We start from the raw sequence: 16,877 nt of genomic DNA on the forward strand, positions 1-16,877 counted from the left end.
ATCCGCCATGCCTGATCTGATGCGCCCGATTTCCCTGCTGATTGCGGATGATGACCAGGAGGATTGCCTGCTGACCCGCAAGGCACTGGAAGCTGCCCGCCTGCACAACCAGCTGGAGTTTGTGGCAGATGGTGTCTACCTGATGCAACGACTGCAACAGTCACTGCAGAACCCGGAGATGGCACTCCCTGACCTGATCCTGCTGGACCTCAACATGCCGCGCATGGATGGCCGCAGTGCCTTGCAGGCCATACGCAACCACCCGCAGCTACGCCATTTGCCCGTGGTGGTGTTGACCACTTCGCGTGAGGAGGAAGATGTCTTCCGCAGCTACGACCTGGGCGCCAACTCCTTCATCACCAAGCCGGTGCTGTTCGATAACCTGGTCGCAGCCATGCAGTCATTGGGCCACTACTGGCTGAGCATCGTGCAGCTGCCCAAACACCCGGTGACATGATGCGCACACCGCTGATCAAGGTCTTGCTGATTGATGATGATCCGGAGGAGCGGCTGCTGATCCAGCCTTTGCTGCGTGCGGAGGAACAGGTCCGCTACCAGCTGGAGCAGGTAGCGGACTACGACACAGCACGCAAGCGCATCCTGCAAGGCCACGATGACGTCTATCTGGTGGACTACCATCTGGGCGCCCATGACGGTATCGGGCTGATCGAGGAAATGACCGCGCTGGGCTGCACGCGCCCCTTGTTGCTGTTGACACATCAGGATAGCCTCAGCATCGACCAGCAGGCCATGCTGAAAGGGGCCGCCGACTACCTGCCCAAGGGTGAGCTCAGTGCACCGTTGCTGACCCGGGCCATTCAGCACGCGCTGGAGCGCAAGCGGCATGAGCGCCTGCTGCGCACCATGGCCATGCACGATGCCCTCACCGGCTTGCTGAACCGGACGGGTGTCTACGACTACCTGGAGCATGCACTGGCCCGCTGCCAGCGCGATGACCGTCAGCTGGCGGTGATGTTCATCGACCTGGACCGCTTCAAGGAGATCAATGACACGCTAGGTCACCGGGTGGGCGATGCCTTGCTCATCGGTATTGCCCATCGCTTGAAATGTGCCCTGCGGGTGCAGGACATGGTGGCCCGCATCGGTGGTGATGAGTTCCTGGTCGTGGCCGAAGGCTATCAGCGCAAGCAGACCCCTGCGCACATTGCCGAGAAAATCTTGATGGCACTGCGCGAGCCATTCCCGCTGGAAGGCAAGCCCTACTTTGTTACCTGTTCCATCGGCATTGCCACCTATCCGGATGGCCCAGCCGAAGCGGAAACCCTGATCCGGGATGCCGACACGGCCCTCTACAGCGCCAAAGACAGTGGCAAAAACACCTATCACTTCTTTACAGAGGCCATGCAGCAAAGCATCCGCGAGCGCCGGGATATCCATAATCATCTGTTGCAGGCCATGCAGCAAGATGAGTTCGAGCTGTACTACCAGCCGCAATTTGCGCTGGGCACGGGTGAGGTGGTGGCGCTGGAAGTCATGCTGCGCTGGCGACACCCACAGCAGGGCTTGCTGCAGCCGGAAGCATTCCTGGGTCACGCCGAAGAGCTGGGGTTGATGCAGCCTTTGCTGGAGTGGACGTTACAGTCACTGGCGCAATTCCAGGCACAGCTACCCAAGTCGCTGCAAACATCACTCCGCTACGGCATCAATCTGAGTGGGCGCCTGCTGTTGCGCGACCCCTTGGTCGAATTGTTGCAGCAATGGTGCGACCGGAGTGGCATTCTTCCGCAACAGCTGGAACTGGAAATCAGTGAGGAAGCCTTGCTTGAGCTGCACCGTAAGCAGGATCGCCGCCCCTTGCGCTTGCAACAGGCAGGATTTGGCCTGGTGCTGGATCACTTTGGTACCGGCTATGCCTCCTTTGGGCAGCTCCAGCACTACCCCATTTGTGGCATCAAGGTAGACCGTGAGTGCACGCGGCAGTTGCTGGATAATGAAGTAGTTCGTGCCGTGGTGGAAGCCACCCGACACGTCGCCCACTCCTTGCAACTGCACGCGGCAGCCTGTGGCGTGGAAACCCCGGCCCAATTGATGCTGCTGCGTGAGCTGGGGTTTGACCGTGTGCAAGGTCAGCTCCCCCACCCTCCCCGGCCTGCAGCTCACATGCAGGAACAATTGCAGCACACCTTGCGCCTGCGCTGAAGGCATGGGCAACGGCATGCTATGCTGTGATCATCCGCCCTGAACGAGACCCGTCATGCCCTCCATGCTGACCATGCATGCCATCATCGTTGATAACCGCAGCCCGGAACGGAATCTGCGCTGGCAGGAAATTGCCCGCCCTCATCCTGCCCCCCACCAAGTCCTGATCAAGGTCACCGCTTGCGGGGTCAACCGCATGGATCACCTGCAACGCATGGGGCATTACCCGGTTCCCGATGGGGCCTCACCGCTGTTGGGAGTGGAAGTCTCCGGTGAAGTGGTGGCGTGTGGCACCCACGTCAGCCAGTGGCAGGTGGGCGATCACGTCTGCGCATTACTGGATGGCGGTGGCTACGCCGAATACGTTGTGGCCGATGCCCGACTCTGTATGCCGATCCCGGCAGGCTGGACGCTGGAAGACGCGGCCTCCTTGCCCGAGGCTTTGTTCACGGTACAAAACACCTTGTATGACCATGCCCATTTGCAGCCCGGAGAATCAGTATTGATCCATGGCGGCAGCAGCGGCATCGGCGTCTACGCTTTGCAATGGCTGGCTGCAGCGGGCCACCCGCTCTATACAACGGCCGGCAACGACGAGAAGTGTGCCGCCTGCCTGCAGCTGGGGGCGAAGCAGGCTATCAATTACCAGCAGCATGATTTCACCCCTTTTATCGAGTTGGCCGGCGGGGTGGACGTGGTGATGGACATGGTCGGTGGTGACTATACCCTCTCCCATCAGCGCTTGTGCCACACCGGTGGACGCATTGCCATCATTGCCTTCCAGGGGGGGCGCCATAGTGAGGTGGACCTGGGTTTGATGCTGGCCAAGCGTTTACAGCTGTTTGGCGTGACCCTGCGGGCGCAGTCCACCGAGCGCAAGATTCGCATGGCGCAGCAGATACGCCAAACGGTATGGCCCATGCTGGAAGATGGCCGGATCAAACCCATGGTGCATGCACGCTATCCGATGGCCGACGCCGAACAGGCGCATCATGCGCTGCTGCAACATCGGCATGTGGGTAAACTGCTGTTGCTGAGCAAAGGCGCGGCCTAAGCACTATACTGAAGATTACTTCCGCGGGAATCTGTCATGCTGACTGCCGCCTTACCCAATCTGCACGCCTGGGCGCTTTATCTGGAGCGTGCACCACTGCCCGTGCTCCAGCGCACCGTGGATGAGCTGGCGGCACTCCATCAGCGGCTGGACCAGATTACGGGCCGGGATTTGTCACGTGTCATCCTGCACGATCCGATGATGACCTTGCGGGTTTTACGCTATCTGCAATCGCACCGTGCGCCCAGCCAGCAAACTGAAGTCACCACCATCGCCCATGCCATCATGATGATGGGGCTCGGGCCCTTCTTCCGCGCGTTTCAGGACTTGCCCACACTGGAAACCCATCTGCAGCCCTATCCCGATGCCCTGCATGGCGTGCTACGGGTCATGAGCCGCGCGCGACACGCAGCCTTGTTTGCTGAGGACTGGTCCCGGCTGCGGCATGATCTGGAATCGGACGAAGTGACCATTGCCGCCCTGCTGCACGATGCCGGCGAGATGTTGCTGTGGTGCTTTGCGCCCTCACTGGCCAGCCAGATCCGCCAGCTGCAGCAGGACAATCCGGGCATGCGCAGTGCACAGGCACAAAAGCAGGTGCTAGGCTTTCCGCTCCCCGAACTGCAGCAGGAGCTGGCCCGACAATGGCATTTACCCGCTTTGCTGCAAGCGCTGATGGATGACCAGCAAGACCAGCGCTCACCCCGCGTTCACAATGTTGTCCTTGCCGTTTCGCTGGCACGCCATGCCGCCAATGGCCTGCACGATGCCGCGCTGCCGGATGACTACAAGGCCGCACAACAATTCCTTGGCCTAAGCCCGGAACAGACCTGGGACCATATCCGGCGCATGATCCTGAAGGCAGGGCGCGAGTGGGACTGGTATGGCGTCTCACCCGTGGCGGCCTGGCTGCCGCAACAATAAATACCTGACCAGAAGTATAGTTACGGCACAAAACCTTGACTTGCGTCTAACGTTTGCCAATCTCTTCATGCTTCAATGCGCACTTGCGCAAGGAAGATGAAAATGGCAATTGAACTCTATAACGATGGTGAACATGCCTGCCTGATGTTTGCCGACCTGGTAGACGACCCCAACGATCACGCCGTACAAGCCAACCAGTTCCTGATTGTTGACAGCGGCCACGGCGCGCTGATCGACCCCGGTGGCAACATGACCTATAACGCATTGCGCATGGCCATGCACGCCCGCTTCCCCCCCAATGGGCTGGATTATGTACTGGCCTCGCATGCCGACCCGGACATCGTCGCCTCGCTCAACAAATGGCTGGTGCACACCGAGTGCAAGGTGATGGTGTCGCAAGTGTGGGCACGCTTCGTTCCACACTTCTGCTCAATTGGCAGCACCGACAACCGCATCATCCCGATCCCCGATCCCGGTATGCACATCCGCCTGGGCAAAAGCAAGATTCTGGCCGTGCCGGCGCACTTCCTGCACTCGGAAGGCAATTTCCAGTTCTATGACCCGAAGGCCAAGATCCTGTTCTCCGGCGATATGGGGGCCTCGATGGTGGACCACGATGATGCCATGCAGCCGGTCAAGGACTTTGACGCCCACCTGCGCAGCATGCGTGGCTTCCACCAGCGCTATATGTGCGGCCAGAAAGTGACACGCTATTGGGCAGACATGGTGCGCGAACTGGATCTGGAATGGCTGGTGCCGCAGCACGGCAAGCCGTTCAAGGGCAGGGCCATGATTCACGCCTTCCTCGACTGGATCAGCGATCTACCCTGCGGCATCGACCTGATGACGCCGAGCCATTATCGGCTGCCTGCGTCGTGACCCGTACGCTCCTGCGTCAGCAGCGCAGTAAACAAAAAAGCCCTGCAAGTGCAGGGCTTTTTTGCGCAGGCTTGAAGACTCAAGCCTCAGCAGCTTCCTCAGCCACCACGTCCACATCCGGACGATCCACCAGCTCGACCAACGCCATCGGCGCATTGTCACCCTGGCGGAAGCCGAACTTCAGCACGCGCAGGTAACCGCCGTTGCGGTTCTGGTAGCGCGGGCCCAGTTCGTCAAACAGCTTGCTGACGATGTCGCGATCGCGAGTGCGGGCAAATGCCAGACGGCGGTTAGCCAGCGAGGGCTTCTTGCCCAGCGTGATCAGGGGCTCAGCCACCCGGCGCAGTTCCTTCGCCTTCGGCAGCGTGGTCTTGATGACTTCGTGCTTCAGCAGGGCATTGGCCAGGTTGCGCAGCATCGCCTGACGGTGGCTGGAAGTACGGTTCAGTTTCCGATTGCCATTACCATGACGCATGATTCAACCTTTTTAAGCTTTTTCCAGATTGGCAGGCGGCCAGTTTTCCAGCTTCACACCCAGCACCAGACCCTTGGAGGCAAGCACTTCCTTGATTTCATTCAAGGATTTGCGGCCCAAGTTCGGGGTCTTCAACAGCTCGGTCTCGGTACGCTGAATCAGGTCACCAATGTAGTAAATATTTTCTGCCTTCAGGCAGTTGGCCGAACGAACGGTCAATTCCAGATCGTCCACCGGACGCAGCAGGATCGGGTCAAACTGCGGCGCTTCCGGCTGAGCCACTTCTGCAGTGGTCCCTTCCAGATCAGCAAACACCGACAGTTGATCCATCAGGACACGTGCAGCATAGCGCACGGCCTCTTCCGGATCGATCGAGCCGTTGGTCTCGATGTCCATCACCAGCTTGTCCAGGTCCGTCCGCTGTTCCACACGGGCGCTTTCCACCGCGTAGCTGACACGACGTACCGGGCTGAACGAAGCGTCCAGCAGCAAGGTACCCAAGGCACGACCTTCGTCGTTCTTGGCACGTACGTGCGACGGCTGATAGCCGCGACCGGCTTCCACCCGCAGTTCCATCGACAACTTGCCGTTAGCGGTCAGGTTGGCGATCACGTGATCCGGGTTCACCAGCTCAACATCATGGCTCAGCTGGATATCACCGGCCACCACCGGGCCCGGGCCTTCCTTCTTCAGGTTCAGCACCACGGAAGAACGGTTGTGCAGCTTGAACACGATACCCTTCAGGTTCAGCAGCAGGTCGACAACGTCTTCCTGCACACCATCCAGCGAAGAATATTCATGCACCACGCCGTCAATCTTGACTTCCGTTACGGCATAGCCCGGCATCGAGGACAGCAGGATGCGGCGCAGCGAGTTGCCCAGCGTGTGACCGTAGCCGCGCTCAAACGGCTCCATCACCACCTTGGCGTGCTCAGCGGTGAGGTTCTCGACCTCGATCACACGGGGTTTCAGAAATTCATGTGCACTGCTATGCATAGTCGATTCCCAGTAATGGCAGACGGATTACTTGGAGTAGTATTCGACGACCAGTTGTTCGTTGATGTCGCTCGACAGTTCCGAACGTTCCGGTGCGCTCTTGTACGTACCTTCCATCTTCTTCGGGTCGACCGAAACCCAGCTCGGGAAGCCGATGGACTCAGCCAGTGCCAGTGCTTCAACGATACGGGTTTGCTTCTTCGACTTCTCACGAACGGACACCACATCGCTGGCCTTCACTTGGTAGGAAGCGATGTTGACGCTCTGGCCGTTCACCAGGATCGCGCAGTGGCTCACCAGCTGGCGTGCTTCTGCACGCGTGGAGCCAAAGCCCATGCGATAAACGACGTTGTCCAGGCGGCTTTCCAGCAGCTTCAACAGGTTTTCACCGGTCGAACCCTTGCGGCGGGCGGCCTCTTCAAAGTAGCGGCGGAACTGACGCTCCAGCACGCCATAAATACGGCGGATCTTCTGCTTTTCACGCAGCTGAACAGCGAAATCGGACTGACGCTGACCGCTCTTGGCACCATGCTGGCCCGGAGCGACATCAATCTTGCACTTGGAATCAATCGAGCGACGAGCGCTCTTCAAAAACAGGTCAGTGCCTTCCCGGCGGGACAGTTTGCACTTTGGACCAATATACCTTGCCACGAATGTTCTCCAATCGTTGGATGATTAGATGCGACGCTTCTTCGGCGGACGGCACCCGTTGTGCGGGACCGGCGTCACGTCGGAAATGCTGGTGATCTTGAAGCCGAGTGCGTTCAGAGCACGCACAGCGGATTCGCGACCCGGGCCCGGGCCCTTGATACGCACTTCCAGGTTTTTGACTCCATACTCCTGAGCCACTTTGCCAGCTTGCTCAGCAGCCACCTGCGCAGCAAACGGGGTACTCTTGCGAGAACCCTTGAAGCCAGCGCCACCCGCCGTCGCCCACGACAGAGCGTTGCCCTGACGGTCGGTGATGGTGATGATGGTGTTGTTGAAAGAAGCGTGTACGTGGACGATGCCTTCCGCAACACTCTTCTTGACCTTCTTGCGCACGCGCGCAGCAGTAGCCTTAGCCATGAGTGATCCTTAGATTACTTCTTGTTGGAAACGACCTTGACCGGACCCTTGCGAGTGCGCGCATTGGTGCGGGTACGCTGGCCGCGCACCGGCAAACCACGGCGATGACGCATGCCACGGTAGCAGCCCAGATCCATCAGTCGCTTGATGCTCATCGTCACTTCACGGCGCAGGTCACCTTCAACGGTGAACTTTGCGACTTCGTCACGCAGCTTTTCCATGTCAGCGTCGCTGACGTCCTTCATCTTGGTGCTGTAACCAACACCAGCCTTGTCACAAATCACCCGCGCACGAGTGCGGCCGATACCATAAATGGCGGTCAGCGCGATCTCAGCATGCTGATGATTCGGAATATTTACGCCTGCAATACGGGCCATGAAACACCCCTAAAAAATCAGTGATTATAATCAAACAAACTTGTCAAGGTCAAATCAGCCTTGACGCTGCTTGTGCCGAGGGTCGCTGCAGATGACTCGCACAACGCGGTTGCGACGAATCACTTTGCACTTGCGGCAAATTGGCTTAACAGAAGCTTGTACACGCATGATGAATTCCTACTCTATATTGCCCGGTTACTTCGCCCGGAAAATGATCCGAGCTTTGCTCAGGTCATAAGGGGTCAGTTCAACGGTTACCTTGTCGCCCGGCAGGATCTTGATGTAGTGCATACGCATCTTGCCGGAAATATGTCCCAGAATGACATGGCCGTTTTCGAGCTTCACCCGGAACGTTGCATTGGGTAGGTTCTCAAGAACCTCGCCCTGCATCTGGATTGTTTCTTCCTTTGCCATTCAACCAACCCGTCTTAATTGGCGCCCTTGAAGTTGGCTTTCTTCAAGAGACTTTCGTATTGCTGGGACATCATCTGCGCCTGGACCTGAGCCATGAAGTCCATCGACACGACGACAACGATCAGGATCGACGTTCCCCCAAACAGGATCTGGGTATTCAGGGCACTGGACAGGAAGTCGGGAATCAAACACACCGCTACCATGTACAACGCACCCGTCAACGTCAACCGCAACACCACCGCCTCAATGTAACGCCCGGTTTGCTCACCTGGACGCACACCTGGCAGTACGGCACCACTCTTCTTCAGGTTATCTGCCATGTCCTTCGGGTTGAAGGTCAGGGCGGTATAGAAGTAGCTGAAGAAAATGATCGCAGCGGCAAACAACACCATATGCAACGGGCTACCCACCTGCATCATGCTGGAAATGTCTTTCAACGCCAGCATCACCGGGTTTTCACTGTTACCCGCAAAACCGGTAATGGTCGTCGGGATCAACAGCAAGGTCGAGCCAAAGATGGCGGGCATCACACCCGACATGTTGACCTTCAGCGGCATGTGGCTGGACTGCGCCTGCATCACCTTGTTGCCCACCTGACGGCGCTGGTAGTTCACGATCAGCTTGCGCTGACCCCGCTCTACAAACACCACCGCAGCGACAACCAGCAAGGCAAACACCAGCAGCAGGATCGACCCCAGAATCCAGCGGGAATCGCTGGCAGCCAAGGTCAACACATGGCTGATGGCACCCGGGAGGCCCGACACAATACCCGCGGTGATCAACACCGAGATACCATTACCCAGACCCCGTTCCGTAATCTGCTCACCCAGCCACATCAGGAACATCGAACCCGCAACCAGGCTCACCATGGTGGTCAGCACAAACTCTGCCGGGCTGACATTAGGCAAGCGCAGCGCCATTTGCGAGCGCGCCATGAAGAAGGCCCAGAACAGCGCCAGCACCAACGTCGCATAACGGGTGTACTGCGTAACCTTGCGGCGGCCTGCCTCACCATCTTTCTTCAGCTCCTTCAGCGACGGCAGCATTTCTGCAGCCAGTTGCATCAGGATCGAAGCGGTGATGTAAGGCGAAATGCCCAACACGAACACCGACGCACGCTGTACCGCGCCGCCGGAGAACATGTTGAACAAGCCAGCCAAACCGTTCTGGTTATCCGAGAACAGCTTGGCCAATTGCGCCGGATCGATGCCCGGAATCGGGATATAGGTCCCGATCCGGTACACAATCAAGGCCAGCAGCAAAAACCACAGCCGCTGCTTCAGGTCACCAAACTTGCCCGCAACAGCGGCCAACGGGTTTGCATTAGCCATGGTTGGTCTTATTCACCCACCGAGCCACCAGCAGCAACGATGGCTGCTGCTGCACCCTTGGTTGCCAGGACGCCGGACAGCTTGTAAGCGCGGTCAACCGTACCAGACAGAACCAGCTTGGCACCCTTGGCACGGCCGGAAACCACACCGGCTTGCTTCAGGACCAGCAGATCCACATCGGTCACCGGCAGCTTGGCCAGCTCGGACAGACGCACTTCCACCACATCGCCACGGGTCAGGGAGTTGAAACCGCGCTTCGGCAGGCGGCGTTGCAGCGGCATTTGACCGCCTTCAAAGCCCACCTTGTGGAAACCGCCGGAACGGGACTTCTGACCTTTGTGACCACGGCCAGCAGTCTTGCCTAGGCCGCTGCCGATACCGCGACCGACGCGACGCTTGGCGTGCTTGCTGCCTTCAGCCGGCTGAATCGTGTTCAAAAACATGTTAACCCTCGCACTTCAGCAGGTAATGAACCTTGTTGATCATGCCGCGGTTTTCCGGGGTATCCAGCACCACAGCGCTGCTGCCGACCCGGCGCAGACCGAGGCCACGCACGCAGGCGCGGTGGGATTCCAGACGACCGATCAGGCTCTTGACCAAGGTCACCTTGATGGTTTTCTTGTCAGACATGGCCTTACCCCAGAATTTCTTCAACGGTCTTGCCGCGCTTGGCAGCAATGTCCGCAGCGGTCGACATGGCCAGCAGGCCATTGATCGTCGCACGAACCACGTTGTACGGATTGGTCGAACCGTGGCACTTGGCGGACACGTTGTGCACGCCCATCACCTCGAATACGGCACGCATCGCGCCACCAGCCTTGATACCGGTACCATCGGGTGCCGGCTGGATCATCACGGTAGTAGCACCATGACGGCCCACAGCGGTGTGGTGGAAGGTACCATTCTTCATCGGCACCTTAGCCATCTTGCGACGTGCTTCTTCCATTGCCTTTTGCACGGCAACCGGCACTTCTTTCGACTTGCCCTTGCCCATGCCGATGCCACCGTCTCCGTCACCCACCACGGTCAGTGCAGCGAAGCCCAGAATACGGCCACCCTTCACTACCTTGGTCACACGGTTGACGGAGACCATCTTTTCGCGCAAACCCTCGTTGCGATCGTCCATCTCAACTTTGGCCATGATTACCTCGATTAGAACTCAAGACCGTTGGCGCGGGCTGCATCAGCCAGTGCCTTGATACGGCCGTGGTATTGGAAGCCAGAGCGGTCGAACGCAACCTGAGTGACGCCGGCAGCCTTCGCCTTTTCAGCGATACGCTGGCCGATCAGCTCTGCCGCTTTGATGTTGCCGCCATTGCTCAGCGACGTGCGCACATCCTTATCCAGCGAAGAGGCAGCAGCCAGCACTTCCGAGCCGTTAGCCGCAATGATCTGCGCGTAGATATGGGTGTTGCTACGGTACACCGTCAGGCGAACTTGCTTCTGCTCTGCAATGCGTGCACGGGTTTTGCGTGCGCGGCGCAGACGAGACTGTTTCTTATCCATGACCTGGCCCTAATTATTTCTTCTTGGTTTCTTTGATCACCACCACCTCATCGGCGTAGCGGATCCCCTTGCCCTTGTAAGGCTCAGGAGAACGGTACGCGCGAATTTCGGCAGCAGTCTGACCAACACGCTGTTTGTCCGCACCCTTCAGCACAATTTCAGTCTGCGTCGGGGTTTCGGCCTTCACACCTTCCGGCAGCTTGTGAGCCACAGGGTGGGAGAAGCCCAGCGTCAGGTTCACCACGTCGCCGGCAGCAGCGGCACGGTAACCCACGCCAACCAGCTGCAGCTTGCGCTCGAAGCCCACGCTCACGCCCTTGACCATATTGGCCACCAGCGCGCGCAGCGTACCGGACATGGCACGTGCGTGACGGGTTTCTTCAGCCGCGGAAAACACCAGGTCATTACCGGTTTGTTCCACCTTGACGGCACCCGTCAGCGCCTGGCTCAGCGAACCGAGCGGGCCCTTGACGGTAATGTCGCCAGCGGTGATGGTTGCGCTCACGCCGCTAGGCAGGGCAACTGGATTCTTAGCTACTCGAGACATTCGCTTACCCCCTTATGCCACGACGCACAGCAGTTCGCCGCCGACGCCTTGTGCACGGGCCTTGCGATCGGTCATCACACCACGCGAGGTGGAAACGATGGCCACGCCCAGACCGTTCATCACGGTCGGCATGTCGTCACGGCCCTTGTAAATCCGCAGACCAGGACGGGAAACGCGCTCGAGGCGCTCAATGACCGGACGACCCGCGTAGTAACGCAGTTCGATGGTCAGGGTTTTCTTGTTACCCGCTTCATCAGCCACGGAGAACGCATCCACATAGCCTTCGTCCTTCAGCACGGCGGCAATAGCCACCTTCAGGGAGGACGACGGCATTGCCACAGACGACTTGCCAGCCTGCTGGGCATTCCGGATGCGAGTCAGCATATCCGCAATCGGATCACTCATGCTCATTTGTACTTACCTCGCTTACCAGCTTGCTTTGGTCATGCCCGGCACTTCGCCGCGGAAAGCTGCATCACGCAACTTGCTGCGACCCAGACCGAACTTGCGGAACACGCCACGCGCACGACCGGTGAGCTGGCAACGATTACGCAGACGCACCGGGCTGGAATTGCGCGGCAGCGCTTGCAGCTTGACGCGTGCGGCGAAACGTTCTTCTTCGCTCAGCGACTGGTTGTTGATGATGGCAATCAGCGCTTCACGCTTGGCGGCAAACTTGGCCACCAGCTTTTCACGCTTTTCTTCACGGTTGATCAACGCCAACTTAGCCATGACGCCCTCAGTTCTTGAACGGGAAGCGGAACGCAGCCAGCAGAGCGCGAGCCTCGTCGTCCGTCTTCGCAGTAGTGGTAATGGTGATGTTCATGCCACGCAGTGCGTCGACCTTGTCGTAGTCGATTTCCGGGAACATGATCTGTTCCTTGACACCCATATTGTAGTTGCCACGGCCATCAAAGGACTTGGCAGACACACCACGGAAGTCGCGGATACGCGGCATGGCGATGGTCACCAGGCGATCCAGGAATTCATACATCCGCTCGCGGCGCAAGGTAACCTTGCAGCCCACCGGATAGTTGTCACGAATCTTGAAGCCGGCAATCGACTTCTTCGACAAGGTCACCACCGGTTTCTGGCCAGCCAGCTTCTGCATGTCGGCCACGGCGAATTCCATCACCTTCTTGTCGGCAACCGCTTCACCCACACCCATGTTCAGGGTGATCTTTTCGATCCGCGGCACTTCCATGATCGACTTGTAGCCGAACTGTTTAATCAGTTCCGGCACCACCGTCGACTTGTAGTAATCGTACAGACGCGCCATCTTTACGCCCCAACCTGTTCGCCATTGGACTTGAAGACACGCACTTTCTTGCCGTCTTCAAGCAGCTTGAAGCCGACGCGGTCGGCCTTCTGCGTTGCCGGGTTGAACAGCGCCACGTTCGAAGCGTGCAGCGGCTTTTCAACAGCAACAATCCCGCCAGCCACACCCTTAACCGGGTTCGGCTTGACGTGTTTCTTGGCAACGTTCACACCTTCGACGACGATATAGCCATCGGCCTGAACCACCTTCACGATGCCACGCTTGCCCTTGTCTTTACCGACGATCACGATGACATCGTCGCCTTTGCGAATTTTCTGCATGGTGACCTCTTAGATAACTTCCGGCGCCAGCGAAACAATCTTCATGAAGCGCTCGGTACGCAGCTCACGCGTCACCGGCCCGAAAATCCGGGTGCCGATCGGCTCGAGCTTGTTGTTCAGCAGCACAGCGGCGTTGCTGTCGAACTTCACCAGGGAACCGTCTGCACGACGAACGCCCTTGGCAGTACGCACCACCACAGCACTGTAAACATCGCCCTTCTTGACACGACCACGCGGCGCCGCATCCTTGATCGACACCTTGATGATGTCGCCAATGGTTGCATAACGACGCTTGGAGCCGCCGAGCACCTTGATGCACATTACAGAGCGTGCACCGGTGTTATCCGCGACATCGAGTCGGGTTTGCATTTGAATCATGGTATTTAAACTCCAACTTATTCCGTTTGCGACAATCGCAGCCGGCCAGTTTTGGACCCCGTAGAAAGGGGTGTGGCGCGGATAGCCGCGCCACAAAGAACCGGCATTCTAAAGCAAACGGAATCGGTTTGCAATAGAAATATCAGCGAGCTTTCTCAACCAGCTGCTTCACGGTCCATGCTTTGGTCCGGGAGATCGGGCGGCACTCTTCAATCACCACCACGTCACCAATACCATACTCGTTGTTTTCGTCATGTGCGTGATACTTCTTCGACAGACGAATCACCTTGCCATACAGCGGGTGCTTCACGCGACGTTCGACCAGGACCGTAACGGTCTTGTTCATCTTGTCGCTGACAACACGACCGGTCAGCGAGCGGTTAACTTTCACATCAGTCATGTTATTCCGCCTTTTCACGCAGAAGGGTACGAACGCGAGCGATGTCGCGGCGTACGTTCTTCAGTTCGCTGGTCTTGGCCAGTTGCTGAGTGGCATGCTGCATACGCAGGCCAAATTGCGCCTTCAGCAGCGACAGCAGTTCTTCCTGCAGCTCTGCCGGGCTTTTTGCACGCAGTTCAGAGGCTTTCATTGTTGACCCACCATTCTGACCACAAAGGTCGTCAGGAACGGCAGCTTGGCTGCCGCCAGACGGAAGGCTTCGCGGGCAACTTCTTCGCTCACGCCGTCCATCTCATACAACACCTTGCCCGGCTGGATTTCTGCAACCCAGTATTCCGGACTACCCTTACCGTTACCCATCCGCACTTCAGCCGGCTTGGAGGAGATCGGCTTGTCCGGGAACACACGGATCCAGATACGGCCACCGCGCTTGATGTAACGGGTCATCGCACGACGGGCAGCTTCGATCTGACGCGCGGTCAGACGGCCACGGCCGGTCGCCTTCAGGCCGAATTCGCCAAAGTTGACGTTCGTGCCACGGGTCGCGATACCCTTGTTGCGACCCTTCTGTTGCTTGCGGAACTTAGTCCTAGTTGGCTGCAGCATGTTTAGCCCCCGGCTTGCGAGATTTCTTTTCCGGCTCGGCAGGTGCAGCCACTTGAACCGGCTGGCTACCCATTTCGCCCTTGTAAACCCAAACCTTGATACCGATGATGCCGTAAGTGGTCTTGGCTTCAGACACGGCATAGTCGATGTCGGCACGCAGGGTGTGCAGCGGCACACGGCCTTCGCGGTACCATTCGGTACGGGCAATTTCGATACCGTTCAGACGGCCAGCGCTCATGATCTTGATGCCCTGGGCACCCAGACGCATGGCGTTTTGCATGGCACGCTTCATGGCACGACGGAACATCACGCGCTTTTCCAGCTGCGCAGCGATGTTGTCAGCAATCAGCTGAGCATCGGTTTCCGGCTTGCGGACTTCTTCGATGTTGACGTGCACCGGCACGCCCAGCATCTTTTGCAGTGCGCTGCGCAGACCTTCGATGTCCTCGCCCTTCTTGCCGATCACCACGCCCGGACGGGCGCTGAAAATGGTGATCTTGGCGTTCTTGGCAGGACGCTCGATGACAACGCGGCTCACGGCTGCGTGGCTGAGCTTCTTCTTCAGGTACTCACGCACCTGCAGGTCCTCGTTCAGCATCTTGCCGAAGTTACGGCTGCTGGCGTACCACTTGGAAGCCCAGTTTTTGGTAACGGCCAGCCGGAACCCGGTCGGATGAATTTTCTGTCCCATGGCTATTCCTTATTCACCAACAGTCAGCGTAACGTGACACGTCTGCTTCTCGATGCGGTTCCCACGGCCCTTTGCACGGGCGGAGAAACGCTTCAGGGAAGGACCCTTGTCCACGTAGATCGTGGTGATCTTCAACGTGTCAATGTCAGCGCCTTCGTTATGCTCGGCGTTGGCAATCGCGGATTCCAGCAGCGCGCGAATCAGGGTGGCACCCTTCTTCGGCGAGAACTGCAGGATGTTCAAAGCCTGGTCCACGGACTTGCCACGGACCAGATCAGCCACCAGACGGCATTTTTGCGCCGAGAGGCGAGCATTCTTCAATACAGCAGAAACTTGCATGACGCCCCCTTAGCGCTTTGCCTTCTTGTCGGCAGCGTGACCCTTGAACGTACGGGTCAGCGCGAATTCGCCGAGCTTGTGGCCAACCATGTTTTCGTTCACGTACACCGGAACGTGCTGACGACCGTTATGAACGGCGATGGTCAGGCCCACGAAATCCGGCAGAACGGTGGAACGACGAGACCAGGTCTTGATCGGGCGCTTGTCGTTGGTCGCGCGCACGGTCTCGACTTTCTTGAGCAGGTGACCGTCAACAAACGGGCCCTTTTTAATGGAACGTGCCATGTTGATTACCCTTTATTCGAGAAGCGGCGACGTACGATCATGCCGGTAGTCCGCTTGTTGCTGCGGGTACGCAGGCCCTTGGTCTTCTGACCCCACGGGCTGACCGGATGACGACCAGCGGAGGTACGACCTTCACCACCACCATGCGGGTGGTCGATCGGGTTCATCGCCACACCGCGAACGGTCGGGCGAATACCACGCCAACGGATGGCGCCGGCCTTGCCGTAGGAGCGCAGGCTGTGCTCTTCGTGACCCACTTCACCGATGGTCGCGCGGCAGTCCACGTGCACCTTGCGGATTTCGCCAGAGCGCAGACGCAGCTGAGCGTACAGGCCTTCGCGAGCCAGCAGCTGTACCGAAGTACCTGCGGAGCGAGCCAGCTGGGCACCCTTGCCCGGACGCATTTCCACCAGACAAATGGTGGTACCCACCGGGATGTTGCGCAGCGGCAGGGCGTTACCTACCTTGATCGGGGCTTCAGAGCCGCTGACCAGCTGCGCACCCACCTTCAGGCCCTTGTTGGCCACCACGTAGCGACGTTCGCCGTCGGCGTAGCACACCAGAGCAATGTGGGCGGTACGGTTAGGATCGTACTCGATGCGTTCCACGGTTGCCGGGATGCCATCCTTGTTGCGACGGAAGTCGATCACGCGGTAATGGTGCTTGTGACCACCGCCACGATGACGGGTGGTGATGTGACCGTTGTTGTTACGGCCGGACTTCTGCGACTGGCTTTCCAGCAGCGCAGCGTGTGGGCGACCCTTGTGCAGACCCGGGGTCACGACCTTGACGACGGCACGGCGACCAGCGGAAGTCGGTTTTACTTTAACGATAGCCATTATGGACTC

General features: G+C 58.4%; 30 protein-coding genes. 5 read left to right on the forward strand and 25 right to left on the reverse strand.

The window, feature by feature from the left end; genetic code table 11:
• Positions 1-7 precede the first annotated feature (7 nt).
• The 5 genes from ACE3O2_RS02985 to ACE3O2_RS03005 all read left to right on the forward strand — a co-directional run bounded on the left by ACE3O2_RS02985 (position 8) and on the right by ACE3O2_RS03005 (position 5,017).
• On the forward strand, positions 8-457 hold the full coding sequence (locus ACE3O2_RS02985) for a response regulator (protein ID WP_374334766.1): 450 nt from the start codon (positions 8-10) through the stop codon (positions 455-457).
• Positions 454-2,160: a putative bifunctional diguanylate cyclase/phosphodiesterase gene (locus ACE3O2_RS02990; RefSeq protein ID WP_374334767.1), complete on the forward strand. Its 1,707-nt coding sequence runs from the start codon at positions 454-456 to the stop codon at positions 2,158-2,160. The genes ACE3O2_RS02985 and ACE3O2_RS02990 overlap by 4 nt, the downstream gene beginning before the upstream one ends.
• A gap of 55 nt (positions 2,161-2,215) precedes the next feature.
• On the forward strand, positions 2,216-3,214 hold the full coding sequence (locus ACE3O2_RS02995) for an NAD(P)H-quinone oxidoreductase (RefSeq protein WP_374334768.1): 999 nt from the start codon (positions 2,216-2,218) through the stop codon (positions 3,212-3,214).
• 36 nt (positions 3,215-3,250) lie between these two features.
• Positions 3,251-4,138, forward strand: coding sequence for an HDOD domain-containing protein (locus ACE3O2_RS03000; protein ID WP_374334769.1), 888 nt, complete (start codon positions 3,251-3,253; stop codon positions 4,136-4,138).
• Positions 4,139-4,240: 102 nt separating this feature from the next.
• Positions 4,241-5,017 (forward strand): MBL fold metallo-hydrolase, encoded by a 777-nt coding sequence (locus ACE3O2_RS03005; RefSeq protein ID WP_374334770.1) that lies wholly within the window; start codon positions 4,241-4,243, stop codon positions 5,015-5,017.
• A 79-nt stretch (positions 5,018-5,096) separates the two neighbouring features.
• On the opposite strand, the gene rplQ is transcribed toward ACE3O2_RS03005, so the two are convergent.
• The 25 genes from rplQ to rplB form a co-directional block, all read right to left on the reverse strand.
• Positions 5,097-5,492 carry a 50S ribosomal protein L17 gene (gene rplQ / locus ACE3O2_RS03010; RefSeq protein ID WP_168876385.1) on the reverse strand — a complete coding sequence of 132 codons (396 nt, stop codon included), beginning with the start codon at positions 5,490-5,492 and terminating at the stop codon, positions 5,097-5,099.
• 12 nt (positions 5,493-5,504) lie between these two features.
• Complete coding sequence (locus ACE3O2_RS03015) at positions 5,505-6,488, reverse strand: DNA-directed RNA polymerase subunit alpha (RefSeq protein ID WP_168876386.1); 984 nt, start codon at positions 6,486-6,488, stop codon at positions 5,505-5,507.
• 27 nt (positions 6,489-6,515) lie between these two features.
• On the reverse strand, positions 6,516-7,139 hold the full coding sequence (gene rpsD / locus ACE3O2_RS03020) for a 30S ribosomal protein S4 (protein WP_168876387.1): 624 nt from the start codon (positions 7,137-7,139) through the stop codon (positions 6,516-6,518).
• Between the two features lie 24 nt (positions 7,140-7,163).
• Positions 7,164-7,556, reverse strand: coding sequence for a 30S ribosomal protein S11 (rpsK, locus tag ACE3O2_RS03025; RefSeq protein WP_168876388.1), 393 nt, complete (start codon positions 7,554-7,556; stop codon positions 7,164-7,166).
• Positions 7,557-7,570: 14 nt separating this feature from the next.
• Entirely contained in the window at positions 7,571-7,933 is a 363-nt protein-coding gene (gene rpsM / locus ACE3O2_RS03030) for a 30S ribosomal protein S13 (protein WP_168876389.1), read from the reverse strand.
• Between the two features lie 54 nt (positions 7,934-7,987).
• On the reverse strand, positions 7,988-8,101 hold the full coding sequence (gene rpmJ / locus ACE3O2_RS03035; RefSeq protein WP_168876390.1) for a 50S ribosomal protein L36: 114 nt from the start codon (positions 8,099-8,101) through the stop codon (positions 7,988-7,990).
• A gap of 27 nt (positions 8,102-8,128) precedes the next feature.
• Positions 8,129-8,347: a translation initiation factor IF-1 gene (infA, locus tag ACE3O2_RS03040; protein WP_168876391.1), complete on the reverse strand. Its 219-nt coding sequence runs from the start codon at positions 8,345-8,347 to the stop codon at positions 8,129-8,131.
• 14 nt (positions 8,348-8,361) lie between these two features.
• Positions 8,362-9,678, reverse strand: coding sequence for a preprotein translocase subunit SecY (secY, locus tag ACE3O2_RS03045; protein WP_168876392.1), 1,317 nt, complete (start codon positions 9,676-9,678; stop codon positions 8,362-8,364).
• Positions 9,679-9,686: 8 nt separating this feature from the next.
• Positions 9,687-10,121, reverse strand: a complete 435-nt coding sequence (rplO, locus tag ACE3O2_RS03050) for a 50S ribosomal protein L15 (protein ID WP_168876393.1) — start codon at positions 10,119-10,121, stop codon at positions 9,687-9,689.
• 1 nt (position 10,122) lies between these two features.
• Positions 10,123-10,308: a 50S ribosomal protein L30 gene (gene rpmD, locus ACE3O2_RS03055; RefSeq protein WP_168876394.1), complete on the reverse strand. Its 186-nt coding sequence runs from the start codon at positions 10,306-10,308 to the stop codon at positions 10,123-10,125.
• A 4-nt stretch (positions 10,309-10,312) separates the two neighbouring features.
• The gene (rpsE, locus tag ACE3O2_RS03060) at positions 10,313-10,819 is read right to left on the reverse strand and encodes a 30S ribosomal protein S5 (protein WP_168876395.1); all 507 of its coding nucleotides are present in this window, start codon (positions 10,817-10,819) and stop codon (positions 10,313-10,315) included.
• A gap of 11 nt (positions 10,820-10,830) precedes the next feature.
• Positions 10,831-11,184: a 50S ribosomal protein L18 gene (rplR, locus tag ACE3O2_RS03065; protein ID WP_168876396.1), complete on the reverse strand. Its 354-nt coding sequence runs from the start codon at positions 11,182-11,184 to the stop codon at positions 10,831-10,833.
• 13 nt (positions 11,185-11,197) lie between these two features.
• Positions 11,198-11,731, reverse strand: a complete 534-nt coding sequence (gene rplF / locus ACE3O2_RS03070; RefSeq protein WP_168876397.1) for a 50S ribosomal protein L6 — start codon at positions 11,729-11,731, stop codon at positions 11,198-11,200.
• 12 nt (positions 11,732-11,743) lie between these two features.
• The gene (gene rpsH / locus ACE3O2_RS03075) at positions 11,744-12,142 is read right to left on the reverse strand and encodes a 30S ribosomal protein S8 (RefSeq protein ID WP_168876398.1); all 399 of its coding nucleotides are present in this window, start codon (positions 12,140-12,142) and stop codon (positions 11,744-11,746) included.
• 15 nt (positions 12,143-12,157) lie between these two features.
• Entirely contained in the window at positions 12,158-12,463 is a 306-nt protein-coding gene (gene rpsN / locus ACE3O2_RS03080; RefSeq protein ID WP_168876399.1) for a 30S ribosomal protein S14, read from the reverse strand.
• A gap of 7 nt (positions 12,464-12,470) precedes the next feature.
• Positions 12,471-13,010, reverse strand: coding sequence for a 50S ribosomal protein L5 (rplE, locus tag ACE3O2_RS03085; protein ID WP_168876400.1), 540 nt, complete (start codon positions 13,008-13,010; stop codon positions 12,471-12,473).
• A 2-nt stretch (positions 13,011-13,012) separates the two neighbouring features.
• Positions 13,013-13,330: a 50S ribosomal protein L24 gene (gene rplX, locus ACE3O2_RS03090; protein WP_374334773.1), complete on the reverse strand. Its 318-nt coding sequence runs from the start codon at positions 13,328-13,330 to the stop codon at positions 13,013-13,015.
• A 9-nt stretch (positions 13,331-13,339) separates the two neighbouring features.
• On the reverse strand, positions 13,340-13,708 hold the full coding sequence (gene rplN / locus ACE3O2_RS03095; protein WP_168876402.1) for a 50S ribosomal protein L14: 369 nt from the start codon (positions 13,706-13,708) through the stop codon (positions 13,340-13,342).
• Positions 13,709-13,850: 142 nt separating this feature from the next.
• Complete coding sequence (gene rpsQ, locus ACE3O2_RS03100; RefSeq protein ID WP_168876403.1) at positions 13,851-14,108, reverse strand: 30S ribosomal protein S17; 258 nt, start codon at positions 14,106-14,108, stop codon at positions 13,851-13,853.
• Between the two features lies 1 nt (position 14,109).
• Positions 14,110-14,298 (reverse strand): 50S ribosomal protein L29, encoded by a 189-nt coding sequence (rpmC, locus tag ACE3O2_RS03105; protein WP_168876404.1) that lies wholly within the window; start codon positions 14,296-14,298, stop codon positions 14,110-14,112.
• Positions 14,295-14,714, reverse strand: a complete 420-nt coding sequence (rplP, locus tag ACE3O2_RS03110) for a 50S ribosomal protein L16 (RefSeq protein WP_168876405.1) — start codon at positions 14,712-14,714, stop codon at positions 14,295-14,297. Before rplP ends, rpmC begins: the two co-directional genes overlap by 4 nt.
• The gene (gene rpsC / locus ACE3O2_RS03115) at positions 14,698-15,405 is read right to left on the reverse strand and encodes a 30S ribosomal protein S3 (protein ID WP_168876406.1); all 708 of its coding nucleotides are present in this window, start codon (positions 15,403-15,405) and stop codon (positions 14,698-14,700) included. Before rpsC ends, rplP begins: the two co-directional genes overlap by 17 nt.
• Positions 15,406-15,414: 9 nt before the next feature.
• Entirely contained in the window at positions 15,415-15,744 is a 330-nt protein-coding gene (rplV, locus tag ACE3O2_RS03120; protein WP_168876407.1) for a 50S ribosomal protein L22, read from the reverse strand.
• A gap of 9 nt (positions 15,745-15,753) precedes the next feature.
• Positions 15,754-16,029 carry a 30S ribosomal protein S19 gene (gene rpsS, locus ACE3O2_RS03125; protein ID WP_168876408.1) on the reverse strand — a complete coding sequence of 92 codons (276 nt, stop codon included), beginning with the start codon at positions 16,027-16,029 and terminating at the stop codon, positions 15,754-15,756.
• A 5-nt stretch (positions 16,030-16,034) separates the two neighbouring features.
• Positions 16,035-16,868 (reverse strand): 50S ribosomal protein L2, encoded by an 834-nt coding sequence (gene rplB, locus ACE3O2_RS03130; protein WP_374334774.1) that lies wholly within the window; start codon positions 16,866-16,868, stop codon positions 16,035-16,037.
• Positions 16,869-16,877 lie beyond the last annotated feature (9 nt).

This window comes from Leeia sp., assembly GCF_041909055.1.
GTDB classification, from domain to species: Bacteria; Pseudomonadota; Gammaproteobacteria; order Burkholderiales; family Leeiaceae; genus Leeia; species Leeia aquatica.

What these genes read in the sequence shown, in the direction of transcription:
- ACE3O2_RS02985 (WP_374334766.1), top strand. Translation starts at nt 8, where the DNA reads ATGCCTGATCTGATGCGCCCGATTTCCCTGCTGATTGCGGATGATGAC.
- ACE3O2_RS02990 (WP_374334767.1), top strand. Translation starts at nt 454, where the DNA reads ATGATGCGCACACCGCTGATCAAGGTCTTGCTGATTGATGATGATCCG.
- ACE3O2_RS02995 (WP_374334768.1), top strand. Translation starts at nt 2,216, where the DNA reads ATGCCCTCCATGCTGACCATGCATGCCATCATCGTTGATAACCGCAGC.
- ACE3O2_RS03000 (WP_374334769.1), top strand. Translation starts at nt 3,251, where the DNA reads ATGCTGACTGCCGCCTTACCCAATCTGCACGCCTGGGCGCTTTATCTG.
- ACE3O2_RS03005 (WP_374334770.1), top strand. Translation starts at nt 4,241, where the DNA reads ATGGCAATTGAACTCTATAACGATGGTGAACATGCCTGCCTGATGTTT.
- rplQ (WP_168876385.1), bottom strand. Translation starts at nt 5,492, where the DNA reads ATGCGTCATGGTAATGGCAATCGGAAACTGAACCGTACTTCCAGCCAC.
- ACE3O2_RS03015 (WP_168876386.1), bottom strand. Translation starts at nt 6,488, where the DNA reads ATGCATAGCAGTGCACATGAATTTCTGAAACCCCGTGTGATCGAGGTC.
- rpsK (WP_168876388.1), bottom strand. Translation starts at nt 7,556, where the DNA reads ATGGCTAAGGCTACTGCTGCGCGCGTGCGCAAGAAGGTCAAGAAGAGT.
- rpsM (WP_168876389.1), bottom strand. Translation starts at nt 7,933, where the DNA reads ATGGCCCGTATTGCAGGCGTAAATATTCCGAATCATCAGCATGCTGAG.
- rpmJ (WP_168876390.1), bottom strand. Translation starts at nt 8,101, where the DNA reads ATGCGTGTACAAGCTTCTGTTAAGCCAATTTGCCGCAAGTGCAAAGTG.
- infA (WP_168876391.1), bottom strand. Translation starts at nt 8,347, where the DNA reads ATGGCAAAGGAAGAAACAATCCAGATGCAGGGCGAGGTTCTTGAGAAC.
- secY (WP_168876392.1), bottom strand. Translation starts at nt 9,678, where the DNA reads ATGGCTAATGCAAACCCGTTGGCCGCTGTTGCGGGCAAGTTTGGTGAC.
- rplO (WP_168876393.1), bottom strand. Translation starts at nt 10,121, where the DNA reads ATGTTTTTGAACACGATTCAGCCGGCTGAAGGCAGCAAGCACGCCAAG.
- rpmD (WP_168876394.1), bottom strand. Translation starts at nt 10,308, where the DNA reads ATGTCTGACAAGAAAACCATCAAGGTGACCTTGGTCAAGAGCCTGATC.
- rpsE (WP_168876395.1), bottom strand. Translation starts at nt 10,819, where the DNA reads ATGGCCAAAGTTGAGATGGACGATCGCAACGAGGGTTTGCGCGAAAAG.
- rplR (WP_168876396.1), bottom strand. Translation starts at nt 11,184, where the DNA reads ATGGATAAGAAACAGTCTCGTCTGCGCCGCGCACGCAAAACCCGTGCA.
- rplF (WP_168876397.1), bottom strand. Translation starts at nt 11,731, where the DNA reads ATGTCTCGAGTAGCTAAGAATCCAGTTGCCCTGCCTAGCGGCGTGAGC.
- rpsH (WP_168876398.1), bottom strand. Translation starts at nt 12,142, where the DNA reads ATGAGCATGAGTGATCCGATTGCGGATATGCTGACTCGCATCCGGAAT.
- rpsN (WP_168876399.1), bottom strand. Translation starts at nt 12,463, where the DNA reads ATGGCTAAGTTGGCGTTGATCAACCGTGAAGAAAAGCGTGAAAAGCTG.
- rplE (WP_168876400.1), bottom strand. Translation starts at nt 13,010, where the DNA reads ATGGCGCGTCTGTACGATTACTACAAGTCGACGGTGGTGCCGGAACTG.
- rplX (WP_374334773.1), bottom strand. Translation starts at nt 13,330, where the DNA reads ATGCAGAAAATTCGCAAAGGCGACGATGTCATCGTGATCGTCGGTAAA.
- rplN (WP_168876402.1), bottom strand. Translation starts at nt 13,708, where the DNA reads ATGATTCAAATGCAAACCCGACTCGATGTCGCGGATAACACCGGTGCA.
- rpsQ (WP_168876403.1), bottom strand. Translation starts at nt 14,108, where the DNA reads ATGACTGATGTGAAAGTTAACCGCTCGCTGACCGGTCGTGTTGTCAGC.
- rpmC (WP_168876404.1), bottom strand. Translation starts at nt 14,298, where the DNA reads ATGAAAGCCTCTGAACTGCGTGCAAAAAGCCCGGCAGAGCTGCAGGAA.
- rplP (WP_168876405.1), bottom strand. Translation starts at nt 14,714, where the DNA reads ATGCTGCAGCCAACTAGGACTAAGTTCCGCAAGCAACAGAAGGGTCGC.
- rpsC (WP_168876406.1), bottom strand. Translation starts at nt 15,405, where the DNA reads ATGGGACAGAAAATTCATCCGACCGGGTTCCGGCTGGCCGTTACCAAA.
- rplV (WP_168876407.1), bottom strand. Translation starts at nt 15,744, where the DNA reads ATGCAAGTTTCTGCTGTATTGAAGAATGCTCGCCTCTCGGCGCAAAAA.
- rpsS (WP_168876408.1), bottom strand. Translation starts at nt 16,029, where the DNA reads ATGGCACGTTCCATTAAAAAGGGCCCGTTTGTTGACGGTCACCTGCTC.
- rplB (WP_374334774.1), bottom strand. Translation starts at nt 16,868, where the DNA reads ATGGCTATCGTTAAAGTAAAACCGACTTCCGCTGGTCGCCGTGCCGTC.